At 43.0% G+C, this 15,153-nt stretch carries 13 protein-coding genes and 1 pseudogene; 2 read left to right on the plus strand and 12 right to left on the minus strand.

From position 1 onward, the window contains the following. Window positions 1–184: 184 nt before the first annotated feature. The 3 genes from dxs to xseB form a co-directional block, all read right to left on the minus strand. On the minus strand, window positions 185–2,053 hold the full coding sequence (dxs, locus tag M1E93_RS04670; RefSeq protein ID WP_014656775.1) for a 1-deoxy-D-xylulose-5-phosphate synthase: 1,869 nt from the start codon (window positions 2,051–2,053) through the stop codon (window positions 185–187). A gap of 252 nt (window positions 2,054–2,305) precedes the next feature. Continuing rightward, on the minus strand, window positions 2,306–3,223 hold the full coding sequence (ispA, locus tag M1E93_RS04675; RefSeq protein ID WP_004926990.1) for a (2E,6E)-farnesyl diphosphate synthase: 918 nt from the start codon (window positions 3,221–3,223) through the stop codon (window positions 2,306–2,308). Window positions 3,224–3,226: 3 nt separating this feature from the next. Then, a complete protein-coding gene (gene xseB, locus M1E93_RS04680) occupies window positions 3,227–3,478 on the minus strand; it encodes an exodeoxyribonuclease VII small subunit (protein WP_004926992.1) in 252 nt (83 codons plus the stop codon). 219 nt (window positions 3,479–3,697) lie between these two features. Between xseB and thiI the strand changes: the two genes are divergently transcribed. Continuing rightward, entirely contained in the window at window positions 3,698–5,149 is a 1,452-nt protein-coding gene (thiI, locus tag M1E93_RS04685; protein WP_426207153.1) for a tRNA uracil 4-sulfurtransferase ThiI, read from the plus strand. A gap of 59 nt (window positions 5,150–5,208) precedes the next feature. Here the strand turns inward: thiI and yajL are convergent, their stop codons facing one another. After that, window positions 5,209–5,802 carry a protein deglycase YajL gene (gene yajL / locus M1E93_RS04690; protein WP_426207154.1) on the minus strand — a complete coding sequence of 198 codons (594 nt, stop codon included), beginning with the start codon at window positions 5,800–5,802 and terminating at the stop codon, window positions 5,209–5,211. Next, window positions 5,765–6,676 carry a 2-dehydropantoate 2-reductase gene (panE, locus tag M1E93_RS04695; RefSeq protein WP_004926998.1) on the minus strand — a complete coding sequence of 304 codons (912 nt, stop codon included), beginning with the start codon at window positions 6,674–6,676 and terminating at the stop codon, window positions 5,765–5,767. The genes yajL and panE overlap by 38 nt, the downstream gene beginning before the upstream one ends. Window positions 6,677–6,917: 241 nt before the next feature. On the opposite strand from panE, the gene M1E93_RS04700 reads away from it, so the two are divergent. Further along, window positions 6,918–7,409: a YajQ family cyclic di-GMP-binding protein gene (locus tag M1E93_RS04700; RefSeq protein WP_014656773.1), complete on the plus strand. Its 492-nt coding sequence runs from the start codon at window positions 6,918–6,920 to the stop codon at window positions 7,407–7,409. Between the two features lie 44 nt (window positions 7,410–7,453). On the opposite strand, the gene M1E93_RS04705 is transcribed toward M1E93_RS04700, so the two are convergent. The 7 genes and pseudogenes from M1E93_RS04705 to M1E93_RS04735 form a co-directional block, all read right to left on the minus strand. Continuing rightward, the gene (locus M1E93_RS04705) at window positions 7,454–8,821 is read right to left on the minus strand and encodes an MFS transporter (protein WP_036941811.1); all 1,368 of its coding nucleotides are present in this window, start codon (window positions 8,819–8,821) and stop codon (window positions 7,454–7,456) included. Window positions 8,822–8,972: 151 nt separating this feature from the next. Next, the gene (gene cyoE / locus M1E93_RS04710) at window positions 8,973–9,860 is read right to left on the minus strand and encodes a heme o synthase (protein WP_004927005.1); all 888 of its coding nucleotides are present in this window, start codon (window positions 9,858–9,860) and stop codon (window positions 8,973–8,975) included. Between the two features lie 12 nt (window positions 9,861–9,872). Then, window positions 9,873–10,205, minus strand: a complete 333-nt coding sequence (locus tag M1E93_RS04715) for a cytochrome o ubiquinol oxidase subunit IV (RefSeq protein WP_004927007.1) — start codon at window positions 10,203–10,205, stop codon at window positions 9,873–9,875. Then, entirely contained in the window at window positions 10,206–10,820 is a 615-nt protein-coding gene (locus M1E93_RS04720; RefSeq protein ID WP_004927009.1) for a cytochrome o ubiquinol oxidase subunit III, read from the minus strand. It lies immediately after the preceding gene. After that, window positions 10,810–12,806, minus strand: a pseudogene (gene cyoB / locus M1E93_RS04725) (cytochrome o ubiquinol oxidase subunit I). Before cyoB ends, M1E93_RS04720 begins: the two are co-directional and overlap by 11 nt. Before the next feature lie 4 nt (window positions 12,807–12,810). Beyond that, window positions 12,811–13,758, minus strand: a complete 948-nt coding sequence (gene cyoA, locus M1E93_RS04730; RefSeq protein WP_004927013.1) for a cytochrome o ubiquinol oxidase subunit II — start codon at window positions 13,756–13,758, stop codon at window positions 12,811–12,813. 441 nt (window positions 13,759–14,199) lie between these two features. Then, the gene (locus tag M1E93_RS04735; RefSeq protein WP_004927017.1) at window positions 14,200–14,982 is read right to left on the minus strand and encodes an outer membrane protein OmpK; all 783 of its coding nucleotides are present in this window, start codon (window positions 14,980–14,982) and stop codon (window positions 14,200–14,202) included. Window positions 14,983–15,153: the final 171 nt, after the last annotated feature.

Here is a 15,153-nt window from a genome sequence, read left to right on the forward strand (position 1 = left end):
CAAGATCCTTTTAAAAGAATTTTAGCTTAGTTTGATCTTATCGATGATCAAAATAATTTTATCTTAAATAAGAAAAATGAAATTTCACATAAGGAAGCGGGGATTGTAATGGAAGATCGATTAAGGAAGAATATTGAGAAAAACAGGTATTGTTATTATCACAATACCTGTTTTTTACTATAGGTTATGATTTCTGCTGATATTGTTCGATTGCGTGAATAATACCTTGACTATCGAGACCTAAGTCCGCAATAAGCTCTTCTTGGCTGCCTTGCGGTATAAAGAAATCAGGTAAACCAAGATTTAATACAGGTATCATCTTATGTTCGCGCATCAGGAATTCGTTAACACCACTGCCTGCACCGCCCATAATGGCATTCTCTTCTAGCGTGACTAACATGTCATGGCTGTTTACCATATCGAGGATCAGTGCTTCATCTAATGGCTTAACAAAGCGCATATCAACAACGGTTGCATTAAGCGCTTCGGCAGCGACGAGCGCATGTTTGAGTAATGTACCGAAGCAGAGGATGGCAATTTTTTCCCCTTGGCGACGAATGACCCCTTTACCAATTGGTAGTGGTGCAAGAGGTTGTAATTCTGCTCCAGTGCCTGTTCCGCGAGGGTAGCGTACCGCGCTAGGGCCATCTTTATAATGGTAACCAGTATGTAGCATTTGGCGGCATTCATTTTCATCACTTGGCGTCATGATAACGAGTGTTGGAATGCACCGTAGGTAAGAGATATCAAATGCCCCTTGGTGAGTTTGGCCATCAGCCCCAACAATCCCCGCACGATCAATGGCAAATAAGATAGGGGTTTTTTGAATCGCAACATCATGGATCACTTGATCGTAACCGCGCTGCAAGAAAGTGGAGTAAATCGCGACGATCGGATTATAACCACCGATAGCTAAGCCAGCGGCAAAGGTAACGGCATGTTGCTCGGCGATGGCGACATCGAAGTATTGGTTAGGGTACTCTTTGGAAAAACGCACCATTCCTGACCCTTCACGCATAGCCGGTGTGATAGCCATGAGCTTATCATCGTTTTGGGCTTCTTCGCATAGCCAATCCCCAAAAATCTTAGAAAATGTAGGACGGGTCTCTTTACTCTTAGGCAGGGTAAATGTGCTTGGATCAAATTTAGGAACAGCATGCCAACTGATCGGATCTTTTTCAGCAGGCTCATAGCCACGACCTTTTTTGGTCATGATATGTAAGAACTGAGGCCCTTTCAGATCACGCATATTTTTCAAGGTTTGCACAAGCGCAACGACATCGTGACCATCAACAGGGCCGATGTAGTTAAAACCTAACTCTTCAAACATGGTGCCAGGAACGACCATGCCTTTGATATGTTCTTCTGTTTTCTTTAATAGCTCTTTAATCGGCGGCATATTAGAAAACACTTTTTTACCACCTTCACGCAAAGTGGTGTAGAGCTTGCCAGAGAGCAGGTGAGCAAGATGGTTATTCAGCGCCCCAACATTTTCAGAAATCGACATTTCGTTATCGTTGAGGATGACTAACATATCAGGAGCAACATCACCGGCATGGTTCATGGCTTCAAATGCCATACCCGCAGTAATCGCACCATCCCCAATGACACAGACGGTTTTGCGGTTTTTATCTTCTTTTTCAGCGGCAATGGCCATACCTAAACCGGCACTAATTGAGGTTGATGAGTGACCAACGCTCAATACGTCATATTCGCTTTCGTCACGCCAAGGAAAGGGATGCAAACCATTTTTTTGACGAATGGTATCAATGCGATCTCGGCGACCTGTTAAAATCTTATGGGGGTAGGCTTGATGGCCCACATCCCAGACAAGGTTATCGAAAGGAGTTTTATAGACATAATGTAATGCAACGGTGAGTTCAACGGCGCCTAAACCAGAGGCAAAGTGACCGCTAGATCGACCAACACTACTAAGTAAAAATTGCCTGAGTTCATCACACAGCTTCGGCAGGCTTTCTTTCGGCAGCAGACGTAGCTCTTCCGGTGTTTCTGCCAGCGCTAGTGTTGGATACTTAGCGATATCAATACTCATTAGGGGGCCCACGACTATTTATAATTGTTAATAAGGTAATAACGCTGGTTAATTCCAGCGTTTGAATTTAGCTATTATGCCACTTTTATTATCAATAGTATGAATAGAAAGCAGCATTGTATACTCGTTATGATCTCGATGGCAGCGTTATTGACTATGTTCACGCGTGCTGACCATAGATTTTTGTATGATCCTAGCAACTTGTTCGCTTCTCGCCTAGCCGCATCTTTAATCGTTTGAGAGTATGTAAGATTAGCTTTTACGCTCGATAATGAAATTCGCTAGGGCGACTAAAGTTTGTGTATTATAGCCTTCTGCTTCAATGGCTTTTAACGCTTCCAACGCATTATAATACAGCTCGCGAGCTTTTTCTTGAGCCGCTTCAAGTCCTAGCAAAGATGGATACGTGCTTTTCTCATGCTCAGCATCAGCGCCTTGGCGTTTGCCTGTCACTTCACTATCACCAATCACATCCAAAATATCATCTTGTACTTGGAATGCGAGGCCAATAGATTCTGCATACTTATCTAATGCAGGTAGTGCCTTATGTCCTTTTATTCCAGCGGCATAAGCACCCATACGAATAGCTGCTCGTATTAATGCACCCGTTTTGTGTTGGTGAATACGTTCAAGGGCTGCAAGATCAACACGCTTGCCCTCAGCCTCAAGGTCGAGTGCTTGACCACCACACATACCCGCTAGACCACTGGCATAAGCGAGTTCTGACAACATAGCAATTCGGTCTTTGTCAGTAACATCAGGCATTTCTGCGGAAGACAGTAGCTGGAAGGCTAATGTTTGTAGCGCATCACCCGCCAAAATGGCATTCCCTTCACCAAATTTGATATGGCAAGTGGGTTGCCCACGCCGTAGGTCATCATCATCCATAGCAGGGAGATCATCATGAATTAATGAGTAGGCGTGAATACACTCAACCGCTGCCGCTGGCGCATCAAGATTAACAGAATCGACACCCAGCATGCTTCCTACAGTATAGGTCAAAAACGGGCGTAGGCGTTTCCCCCCAAGTAGTGCACCATGTTTCATGGCAGCGGCAAGGGGTAAATCAGAGAAAGGAAGCGCATCTAAGGCATTTAGTAAATACTGGTTAACTCGCTCATACGCTTGTTGTTGCTGTATTGTGAAGCTATTAGGGTGTTGTTCGGACATAATTTATTCGGTATCTGGTGAAAAATCATCAAGAGCTTTATTTTCATCATCGCTAAGCAGGATTTGCACGCGTTGCTCAGCCTGTTGCAGGACTTTTTGCCCTTGTTTAGCGATTTGGATGCCTCGTTCAAACTCATTGAGCGCATCTTCAAGTGGTAGTGAGCCAGACTCAAGGCGAGAAACAATTTCCTCAAGTTCTTTGAGTGAGTTTTCGAAGCTAACTACAGGTACTTGCTGAGATTTTTCTTTAGCCATCTTTCTTTAACCACAAATATTTAATCATTCAATCAAAGGATTGTATTAATTGAGCAGACTAACTTAGTCTCGCGCTGGATACAATTTATTATTGGTGTTTTTAGATTCAACACACAAGATAGTGCTATAATACGCCTCTTTATTGACAATTGGTAACCTGTACGTGTGTCACTTTTAAAATACGTTCACTTGCCCCTATAACATTAACATGCTGCTATTATGAAGTTTATCATTAAGTTATTCCCAGAAATTACGATTAAAAGCCAGACCGTTAGGCTACGTTTTATTAAGATCCTTACCAGCAATATCCGTAATGTCCTGAAGCCGTTGGGCGAAGAAATCGCGGTTGTCCGTCATTGGGATAACATTGAAGTGCGTGTTAAAGGGGAAACGAAACACGACGAAATTTGTGACATGCTGACGCGCATTCCCGGTATTCACCATGTGTTAGAAGTTGAAGAAAAGCCGTTCACCAGTTTGCACCATATTTATGAGATGGTGTATGACTCTTATGCGCCTTCGCTAGAAAATAAAACTTTCTGTGTGCGCGTCAAGCGAAGAGGGAAGCATGAGTTTACTTCTATTGAGGCGGAGCGCTATATCGGTGGTGGCTTAAATCAACATATTCCTTCTGCGAAAGTGAAGCTGACAGCCCCCGATGTTACGGTGCATTTAGAGATAGAAGACGAAAACTTGATCCTCGTAAAAGCACGCTATGAAGGTATTGGTGGTTTCCCTATTGGGACGCAAGAAGATGTATTATCACTGATCTCTGGGGGCTTTGACTCTGGGGTATCAAGTTATATGTTGATGCGCCGTGGTTGCCGTGTTCATTACTGCTTCTTTAATCTAGGTGGAGCGGCTCATGAAATTGGTGTTAAACAAATTGCCCACTATCTCTGGAACCGCTTTGGTAGTTCCCATAAAGTCCGTTTTATTGCGGTTAATTTTGAGCCTGTTGTGGCAGAAATCTTAGAAAAAGTAGATGACGGACAAATGGGCGTTGTCTTGAAACGCATGATGGTCCGTGCCGCTTCAAAGGTTGCTGAACGCTATGGCGTTCAAGCGATAGTGACAGGGGAAGCATTAGGGCAGGTATCAAGTCAAACATTGACCAATTTGCGTTTGATTGATAATGCGTCTGACACTTTGGTATTGCGTCCTCTTATCTCTCATGACAAAGAGCATATCATCAAAATTGCCCGTCAAATTGGCACAGAAGATTTTGCAAAAACCATGCCTGAATATTGTGGTGTGATTTCGAAAAGCCCTACTGTTAAAGCAGTGAAAGCGAAAATTGAAGCGGAAGAAGCCAATTTTGACTTTAGTATCTTAGATCAAGTCGTTGAGCAGTCACAAAATATTGATATTCGCCAGATAGCCCAAGAAAGCCGTGAACAAGTCATGGAAGTGGAAATGGTGAGTGAGCTTGCGCCTGAGCATGAAGTGATTTTAGATATTCGCTCTACGGACGAACACGAAGAGAAGCCATTATCCATTGAAGGGATTGAGGTTAAGCATATCCCGTTTTACCGCTTGGGTACTCAATTTGGCGATTTACCAAAAGATAAAACCTACTTGTTATATTGCGAGCGCGGGGTGATGAGCCGTTTACAAGCTCTTTATTTGCAAGAGCAGGGGTTTAATAATGTAAAAGTCTATCGCCCGTAACCAAGTCATGTCATAACTAAGATAAAGGCCGAACGGTATCATCGTATCGGCCTTTACTATTACTGCTCTAAATAATCATTAATCCCATTAGGTAAAATTAATTGAGATGCAACCTTGCCGGCGATATCGCGGCCAACCAGCAACTCAATCAATTTCAAGGCGAAATCAAAGGTTGTTGCTGGCCCTTGGCTCGTTAATAAGTTGACACGCTCATCAAAATAGACTCGCTTATCAACCCATTTATTTGCCGCAATTTGATTTTTCATCGTGGGATAACCTGTCATATTCCCGATTGGAAATAACTGGTGGTATTCCAATACCAAAGCAGGAACGGCACAAATCGCGGCTACAATTTTACCATCAAGGTGCATTCTCCTCGCTTTTTCCACGACTAATGGGCTGTCGCGGAAGGTTTCGGCTCCTTTTACTCCACCGGGAAGAACAATCGCATCAAAAGGTTCATCAGCCACCTTGATAATTGGGGTATCAGCGACAATTCTGACGCCTCTAGAGGCGGTTATTTCAATAGAGCCATCGTCAGTCACACTAGCTAATGTAACCTTGATCCCTGCTCTTACTAATAAATCAGCAGTGGTTACGGTTTCGATTTCTTCACTACCATTGGCGATGCATATCAGTACGGAAGCCGTCATTTTTTTCTTCTCGCTGTTTAATAAAATGGTACAAACGATCATTCTCTGGTGTGCTTAGGCCATGTGCTCTTGCTTGTTTAATGAGATAGCCTGTAATGTAGTCGATTTCGGTTCGTCGCTTATTACGAATGTCTTGTAACATTGAGGAGTAGTTACTCGCCGTACTGTGAATAATGCCATAAATATAGTCAACAAGCTGGGCTTTATCAGTATGCAGTCCTTCAATAGCCATCACTTGGCATATTTCATCAATTAGCAAATTAATTTGCTGTGAATGATTGAGTAAATCACCATTTTTACAATTATGAAGAATAGTGAGAGGATTTATCACACAGTTGACGGCAAGTTTCTTCCAACACGTCGTCAGGATCTGGTTATGCCATGCGACATCTGGAAGGGCCTCATGCAAAATATCGGCAATGGGGTAGTAATTTTCAGCCAGCGAGTTAACGGCTCCGATATGGGTTATACCATTAGCGACATGAAAAACTTGGTTGTTTTCTTGCCAAGCTGCGTGGGTGGTGATGCCGGATAAAAAAGGATGGCGTAAAGTGCCTAACTCATCAAGTGTCCCCATGCCGTTATGAAGTAACAGGATCGGGCAGGCGTCTGGTATATTATGCAGTAAAGGCAGTAGCGCATCGGAGACTTGCCATGCCTTTAAACACACAATAACCAATTCACTGTTTTGTAAATGATTGAGGTTGTTGCAAGGGATCCATTCACGAAAAATACGGCCATCGGGTTCGTTGACATCAACAAATAAGTCAGATTGCGCTATACGTAGCCAGCCTTGTATATCGTGCCCTTGCTGACTTAACGCGGCGAGCCATAATTTACCAATAGCACCACAACCGATAAGCGTTATTTTCATATTCCCCCTCTGGGTATTAGTCAGGTTCAAGCCAATAGTTATTTAATGGTCAGTTTTAACCCTTTCAAATTGCAGCTAGGTGTTAAAATCGTCATCTGATGGGTAAACACATAGCCAATGGTGCTGCGCTTGAAGCTCGACGAGTATAGATGCTTGTAAATTCATATATCAAGTATAGTGCTTTTGCTCTTAATAGAAAGAAGCTATCATGCATCACATTGATTATCAGGAGGTCATAACCATGCCATCATTTGATATTGTATCTGAAGTAGAAATGAATGAAGTGCGTAATGCGGTTGAAAATTCCGAGCGCGAATTAACCACCCGTTGGGACTTTAAAAATGTGGCGGCAAGCTTCGAACTCAATGAGAAGAGTGAATCTATCAAAGTAACGAGTGAGTCGGACTTTCAAGTTCATCAGTTGTTAGACATTTTACGTGAAAAAATGGCAAAGCGTGGCATTGATGGCGCTGTCTTGAATATTCCCGATGATGTTGTGCACAGTGGCAAAACTTACAGTGTTGAAGTGACGTTAAAGCAGGGGATTGATGCGGCAACGGCTAAAAAAATTGTTAAGTTAATTAAAGATAGCAAACTGAAAGTTCAAGCTCAGATCCAAGGTGAGCAAGTGCGAGTGACAGGCAAATCACGTGATGATTTACAATCAGTGATGGCACTTGTCCGTTCTGGCAACTTAGGCCAGCCATTCCAGTTTACTAACTTCCGTGACTAATAGGCACAACAGCCCGCTGCTGGTATTGCCGCGGGCTATTTGTATTAATCTTCACCTTTAATTATTGCTTCTAGTTGTTCTCGCGTTGTCAGTTTCCTATCCACTTTTACATAAACGCCCATTTCATCGGGAATAATGACGGCTTCTAATACACCCGGCAGCGTGGAAAGTTGAGCTTGTAACTTGTCGATATTTTTAAATCGATGAGGTAAAACAAGACGAATACTGCTGACATAAGGAGGCTGCCGCATGGTCAGACTCACGATAAACCAAATGGCTGTTAAGGCTAGCCCGCCAATAAATACGGCTGCCGCTCCATCCATATCATAGAGCCACCCACCGAGTATGCCGCCTATCGCCACACCTAAAAACTGGCTGGTGGAATAAACCCCCATTGCGGTTCCTTTATAGCCAGCGGGAGCTTCTTTACTGATCAATGAAGGGAGAATGGCTTCCATAATATTAAAGGCGACAAAAAATAGCTGTAATCCTAAAAAGATCACCCACAGATGGTTTCCCGATAACCATAAAGTGACCTCAGCTAACGCCAAGATAAAAATACATAGTAAAAACACCTGTTTCATTTTTCGGTGTTTTTCAGCATAGATAATAAAGGGAAGCACTGATACAAAGGCGATCAGCATGGTAATCAGATAAGCCTTCCAGTGATCTTTTGCCAAGTATCCCGCATGAGTCATGATTAAGGGGAAGGCAACGAAGCTCGACATAAGCAAAGTATGTAGGCTTAAAATGCCAAAGTTGAGTTTTAGCAACTGGGGGTTCGTTATGACTGTACGCAAATTCTCTTTTACGAAAGCGGATTCGCGGTTAGTCATATGCTGATGGCTATTAGGCACCACAAACAGGGTGACCACAATAGCACCGCCCGCTAGTAGGGTGATCCCCCAAAATAACCCACTTAATCCAACCCAGTGAGTGACGATTGGTCCTAGGACTAATGCGATAGCAAAAGTGATGCCAAAGCTAATCCCTAAAAAAGCCATGGCCTTGGTACGATTCTGTTCGCGGGTAAGGTCAGAAAGTAATGCCATAACGGCAGCAGAAATCGCTCCAGCACCTTGTAAGGCTCGACCAATAATGATCCCCCATATGGAGTCACTAAGTGCGGCGAGTACGCTACCAATGATAAATATCATCAACCCAAATACGATTAAAGGTTTACGACCAATTTTATCTGACATCAAGCCGAAAGGAATTTGGAAGATGGCTTGGCTTAGGCCATAAATACCAATCGCGACCCCGACCAAAAGCTCTGATGAATCTTTAAGGTGAATACCATAACTGGTTAATATGGGTAATACCATAAACATCCCTAGCATTCTTAGGGAAAAAACAGAGCCTAGCCCCCATGTCGCACGTAATTCGGAGCGGGTCATCTTGTTATCATTCATGGTAAAGCCTCGGGTATAGACGAAAAAGGTTATTCTATTGGGGAACCTAGAGGTAGGTAAATGAATATTTAATCATTATTAATAATCAATAATGATGTTATAAATGAAAACGGCAGGACTGGCCTGCCGTTGGGAGTTATTGTGTCAGAAATTATCTAACTAAAGCTATAACAGTATCGGTTGAAACTGTTGGGTCAACTGACATCATGACACTCAATGAAGTGATCGCCACAATGGAGAAGATAAACAGTTTACGAGCCCAAACACGGTCATCATTTTCGGTTTTAAACCCAGAAATTGCCATGCCAAGCCACCAAAGACTGACCGCAGCACCCACAACTAGATATTTATAACCAGCGTATCCGCTGATAGCTAACATGAGTGTGGCAACCATGAATGCCAAGATGTATAAGAAGATATGTGTCTTAGCGACAGAGATCCCTTTAATTACAGGCAAAACAGGAATATTAGCTGCTTTATAGTCTTTAAAACGGAAAATCGCGATGGCATACGAATGAGGCATTTGCCACAAGCTGAAAATCAATAACAGGATCAATGCACCTGTATCGAACTCATTTGTGACAGCGCAATAACCGATAACCGGTGGAGCTGCGCCAGATAAACTACCAATTAGCGTGCCATAGACTGATTTACGTTTCATATATAGGCTATAAATACCTACATAAACTACGAAACCAATTACCGCAAGGAGCATTGCCAGAGCATTTGCTGCTACAAGAAGTAGCAGCATGCCAGCAATACCTAATGCAGCGGCGTAAATCAGGCTAATTTTCGGGTCAATCAGCCCTTTAACTAAAGGGCGATTCTTCGTTCTTTCCATGATACGGTCGATATCACGGTCGATATAGTTGTTAAAAACACAACCAGAAGCGACGACCAGTGATACACCCAGCAAAGTCGCAATAAACAGCGGGTAATCAATCGAGCCTTTTGAGGCGAGAAGAAAACCGCCGATCACAGAAATTAGATTTCCGAAAATAATTCCTGGCTTGGTCACTTGCAGGTATTGCTTAAACATATCGGCAACTCTTTAGTCGAGCATCATATTGATGTTCAGGTTGTACATAATCCACAGAGAGCCAATGACAACGATACCGATGATTAGCATAGTGAACAGGAATGCAATCAGGTTCCAACGCTCATCTGATGATGTGTTCATGTGCAAGAAGCATACTAGATGAACGAGGATCTGTACAACAGCCATACCCACAACTGTCCAAAGGATAGTGGCTTGTGATGCTGTACCTTCCATCACCATCCAGAAAGGAATCACTGTCAATATGACTGACAGAACAAAACCAATCACGTAAGTCTTCATGCTACCGTGGCTTGCTCCAGTATGAGCATCTTTTGCGTGACTCATTTAAATTGCCCCCAGAAGATAAACAACGGTAAATACACAGATCCAAACAACATCTAAGAAGTGCCAGAATAGGCTCAGGCAGTTCAGACGCGTTTGGTTCACCTCAGTTAGGCCACGGCGTGAAACTTGGATAATCATGATGATGATCCAAACTAGACCACAAGTCACGTGGATACCGTGAGTTGCAACCAGCGTAAAGAAGCCAGACAAGAAGCCACTGCGGTCAGGACCATAGCCTTCTGCAATTAGCTCATGGAACTCATAAACTTCCATGATAACGAAGCCAAGGCCTAACAGGAAAGTGACAAACAGCCATAAGTTAACGGATGCAATTTTACCTTTATGCATGGCTAACATTGCAAAGCCGTAGGTAATACTACTGAATAACAGTAGGAAGGTTTCACCTAAAACGAATGACAGGCTGAAAATGTCTTTACCTTCAGGACCGCCGGCAGTGCCGTCAGCCAAGACAACATAAGTTGCGAATAAACAGGCGAACAGAATCAGGTCACTCATTATGTAGAGCCAGAAACCAAATACCTTAGTTCCGCCTGCATCATGGTGCCCATGCTCTGCATGGGCCAAGTTTTGATTAGTCATTGTATTAGTTGACATCGTTCACACCTGCCTTACGTAAGTCTTCAAAGTGCTTATTCTCGATTTGCTCGATTTCGGCCACAGGTACGTAATAATCAACATCTTCGTCGAAGCTTTTTGCAATCCAAGTAACAATCATGCCAGCGAAACCAACGATTGCGAGCCACCAGATGTGCCAGATCATCGCGAAACCTAAAACCAAGCTGAATGCAGCGATGATCACGCCAGCGCCTGTATTTTTCGGCATATGAATTTCTTCATATTTAGCAGGACGCTTATGAGCGGTACCTTTTTCTTTCATATCCCACCAAGCATCGCGAGTTTGGATGTTTGGCTCGATGGCAAAGTTATAGAATGGCGGTGGAGAAGATGTTGCCCACTCCAGTGTACGGCCACCCCATGGGTCACCAGTTAGGTCACGGTTTGCATGACGGTCACGGATACTCACGATGATTTGGATAACTTGACACAGGATACCCAGCGCAATCAGTCCAGCACCACATGCAGCAACAACGAGCATCGTGTGATAAGCCGGATCAATATTTTGGCTTAAACGACGAGTCATTCCCATAAAGCCAAGGATATATAGCGGCATAAATGCTAAGAAGAAACCAGTGATCCAGAACCAGAAGGCACGGACACCCCATTTTTCATTTAGCGTAAAGCCGTAAGCTTTCGGGAACCAGTAAGTCATACCCGCGAAACAACCGAATACCACACCACCAATGATAACGTTATGGAAGTGAGCAATCAGGAATAAACTGTTGTGCAGAACGAAGTTTGCACCAGGTACTGCAAGTAGAACACCTGTCATACCACCGACAGAGAAGGTGATAATGAAGCCGACAGTCCACAGCATCGGTGATTTAAACTCAATACGACCTTGATACATGGTGAACAGCCAGTTGAAGATCTTAACCCCTGTTGGGATTGCGATAATCATCGTGGCGATACCAAAGAAGGCGTTGACGTTTGCTCCCGAGCCCATCGTAAAGAAGTGGTGCAACCAAACGATGAAGGACATAACGGTAATAACGATAGTTGCCCACACTAACGAGGTGTAGCCAAACAGACGTTTTTTGGAGAACGTTGCCGCAATTTCTGAGAAAACACCGAATACAGGTAGTACAAGGATATACACCTCTGGGTGACCCCATGCCCAAATCAGGTTGATGTACATCATCATGTTACCGCCCATATCATTAGTAAAGAAATGGGTACCTAGGTAACGGTCTAATGTCAGAAGCGTCAGTGTAACAGTCAGGATTGGGAAGGGAACGCTGCTACGATCAGTACGTTCGTACAGAGTGCTGCCCAGCTAAATACTGGCATTTTCATCATCGACATACCCGGTGCACGCATGCGGATAATTGTCGCGATAAAGTTAACCCCTGTTAATAGTGTACCAATACCGGATATCTGGAGACTCCAGAGCCAATAATCGACCCCGACACCCGGGTTGTACTCCAAGCCCGAAAGCGGCGGATAAGCTAACCAACCTGTTTGTGCGAATTCACCCACCCCTAACGAGATGTTAATCAGCACAACACCGACGACGAAGAACCAGAAGCTCAGTGAGTTCAGGAATGGGAAAGCAACGTCACGCGCACCAATTTGCAGAGGAACAACAAGGTTCATCAGACCGACAACAAATGGAGTCGCCATGAAGAAAATCATGATAACGCCGTGTGCGGTAAAAATTTGGTCATAGTGGTGAGGGTTTAAGAAACCTTCTTGACCAGCAGAAGCGAGTACTTGTTGACCACGCATCATGATAGCATCCGCGAAACCACGGAATAGCATGACCATTGCGACAATGATGTACATGACACCAATTTTTTTGTGGTCAACGGATGTCAACCACTCTTTCCACAACCACTTCCATTTACCGAAGTAGGTGATCGCACCAAGAAGCGCAATACCGCCGATAATGATACAAATCAGTGTCACGACGACAATTGGCTCATGGAGCGGAATAGCATCTAGTGTTAATTTTCCGAACATGCCCTTATTCCTCAGCGCCTGTATGAGCGTTATGGCTCATATGCATAGATTGACCTGCAGTTTCATCTTTCTTGTCTGCAGGAGCGTGACCTTTATGGTGCTCATGACCAAACTTGAGAATGATGTCTTCATACAGATTTGGTTTCACGCTAGAGAAGTAGGTTACAGGAACGTTCATGCTAGGTTTGGCGACTTCATCAAACGCTTGCATGGTATCCATAGTCTTAGGTGACGCTTTCACCTTTTGTACCCACTCATCAAAACCTTGGCGATCAGGTGTTGCGATAGCATTAAACTTCATATCAGAGAAGCCATGGCCACTGTAGCTTGCAGAGAAGCCTTTATAAGTACCAGGTTCATTAGCAATTAAGTGAAGCTTAGTTTGCATACCTGCCATCGCGTAGATTTGACCACCTAACGATGGAATGAAGAACGAGTTCATCACCGAATCAGACGTAATTTTGAAGTTGATTGGCACACCAGTAGGGAATGCGATTTCGTTAACTGTTGCAATGCCTTGCTCTGGATAGATGAAGATCCATTTCCAGTCAGCCGAAATAACTTCAATAGTGACAGGTTCCTGATCACTGACTAATGGCTTATAAGGGTCAAGCTCATGAGTCGTCTTCCAAGTAATAGTACCTAGAATGATGATAATGATGATAGGAACGGTCCAGCAGACTAACTCAATTTTATTTGAGTGAGCCCAGTTAGGACGGTAAGTTGCTGATTTATTGGATTCACGATATTTCATTGCAAAGATAAATGCCATGAAAATAACAGGAATCACAACAACGAGCATTAAGCCGATTGCAATAAGAATCAGCTCTTTTTGTTTGACGCCAACGGCGCCTTTAGGGTCCATCAACACCATGTCGCAACCACCTAATAATAAGGCGGCTACAACTAGCGAGATTGCCCCAATGCTTTTTTTGTAGTTCATAAGTCTCATCCACGACCCCAAATGACAAAGATTCTAATTGTCGTTTCATCAGTGGGGGCATTCTACGGTAAGGTTATGTGAGTGTAAACAATTGTAAGGTAAAGAAGCAGGATTGTTAGCTCTTTATGTTAATATGATCACATGTAAAGAGCTTATGATTAAAAAGTTAAAAGTCATGCAGATTATAGGTATATTTTGCTAAAACGAAGGTAATACTAAAATATCTTTGTCATTTTTCAAAGAAAAATATGTACAAAAGTGAGCAAAAAATGAAGAAACTGCTATGATTGTTAAATAAAATGATAGGTGAAATTACGATTTTTAATGCCGATAAGGCGGCTAGCACCACCTTACCGGCCAAAATAGCTAAGAAAAATTGTTACTTTCTTGAAAAGAAAAGAGAGTTTTTAAATTTTTCTATAAGTATTCATGTTGACTTAAGTGAGCTATTTAGAACGTATATTTTAATGTATAAATAATCGCATCTTGATAGAAATCTTCACCTAACTTGTTATCAGCGTAGCGATATTGAACACCTGCTGCTAAATTTGGTGTTGCATTCCACCAAAATGCTAATGCACCATTGACACCATCACGACCACCGTTACCGCTGCCATAACGTTTATGGCGTGCAAACTCCATTTCGTGCCAGTTAGTGATCATGAAATTCTCTTCAAACATTTTGAATCCATAACCAGCAACCCAGCCGACGACATAGCCGTTATTACCTGAATAAAACGATTGATCGACATAGTGCATTGCAATAAATGGTTTGAACCACAGGTCACCAAATGCAGTGTTGTATCCTAAACCATACAATGTATTGACTTCATGGAAATTACCACCATATTTAGCTCCTGGCAGTGACCAAGTACCATAGACGTGTCCATATACGTTAAAGCCACTGTCACCTAAATAGAAACGTCCCGTGGTTTTGATTGTATAACGTTGGTTACGACCTGGTTCAGTACGGCGTTTATGGAATGGGTTTTCCACATCAAAGAAGCCGTATAATTCCCCCCAATTGAAGTTAGCACCGCCTTCTAACTCAATGTAGGCAAAGTCTTTTTTACGAGAAGTGTATTCTGACTTAGTTTCGGTGCGGTGAGACCAGTCTAGATAGTTGACATTGATATCCGCGAAACCATTCTGATAGCCAAGAAAGCCGTCGTCTGCATTCGCTGTTCCAGCTAAAGATACGAGTGCCGCGGCGCAGAGAAGTTGTTTTTTCATAATATATTATTTTCGTTTGAGTATTAACGATATTTATTATTCAGCCGTGAGGCTGATTAGCCCTTAACGTGTGAGATATTAGGCTTTTCATTTGTAATTAAAAAATATATTTCATTGAATAAGTGATATACATCACGATATGACGCGAGGGATATCAATATTTGCTAGTCA

It is taken from the genome of Providencia sp. PROV272 (assembly GCF_049901975.1).
Taxonomy (GTDB): domain Bacteria; phylum Pseudomonadota; class Gammaproteobacteria; order Enterobacterales; family Enterobacteriaceae; genus Providencia; species Providencia stuartii.

What these genes read in the sequence shown, in the direction of transcription:
- dxs (WP_014656775.1), bottom strand. Translation starts at nt 2,053, where the DNA reads ATGAGTATTGATATCGCTAAGTATCCAACACTAGCGCTGGCAGAAACA.
- ispA (WP_004926990.1), bottom strand. Translation starts at nt 3,223, where the DNA reads ATGTCCGAACAACACCCTAATAGCTTCACAATACAGCAACAACAAGCG.
- xseB (WP_004926992.1), bottom strand. Translation starts at nt 3,478, where the DNA reads ATGGCTAAAGAAAAATCTCAGCAAGTACCTGTAGTTAGCTTCGAAAAC.
- thiI (WP_426207153.1), top strand. Translation starts at nt 3,698, where the DNA reads ATGAAGTTTATCATTAAGTTATTCCCAGAAATTACGATTAAAAGCCAG.
- yajL (WP_426207154.1), bottom strand. Translation starts at nt 5,802, where the DNA reads ATGACGGCTTCCGTACTGATATGCATCGCCAATGGTAGTGAAGAAATC.
- panE (WP_004926998.1), bottom strand. Translation starts at nt 6,676, where the DNA reads ATGAAAATAACGCTTATCGGTTGTGGTGCTATTGGTAAATTATGGCTC.
- M1E93_RS04700 (WP_014656773.1), top strand. Translation starts at nt 6,918, where the DNA reads ATGCCATCATTTGATATTGTATCTGAAGTAGAAATGAATGAAGTGCGT.
- M1E93_RS04705 (WP_036941811.1), bottom strand. Translation starts at nt 8,821, where the DNA reads ATGAATGATAACAAGATGACCCGCTCCGAATTACGTGCGACATGGGGG.
- cyoE (WP_004927005.1), bottom strand. Translation starts at nt 9,860, where the DNA reads ATGTTTAAGCAATACCTGCAAGTGACCAAGCCAGGAATTATTTTCGGA.
- M1E93_RS04715 (WP_004927007.1), bottom strand. Translation starts at nt 10,205, where the DNA reads ATGAGTCACGCAAAAGATGCTCATACTGGAGCAAGCCACGGTAGCATG.
- M1E93_RS04720 (WP_004927009.1), bottom strand. Translation starts at nt 10,820, where the DNA reads ATGTCAACTAATACAATGACTAATCAAAACTTGGCCCATGCAGAGCAT.
- cyoA (WP_004927013.1), bottom strand. Translation starts at nt 13,758, where the DNA reads ATGAGACTTATGAACTACAAAAAAAGCATTGGGGCAATCTCGCTAGTT.
- M1E93_RS04735 (WP_004927017.1), bottom strand. Translation starts at nt 14,982, where the DNA reads ATGAAAAAACAACTTCTCTGCGCCGCGGCACTCGTATCTTTAGCTGGA.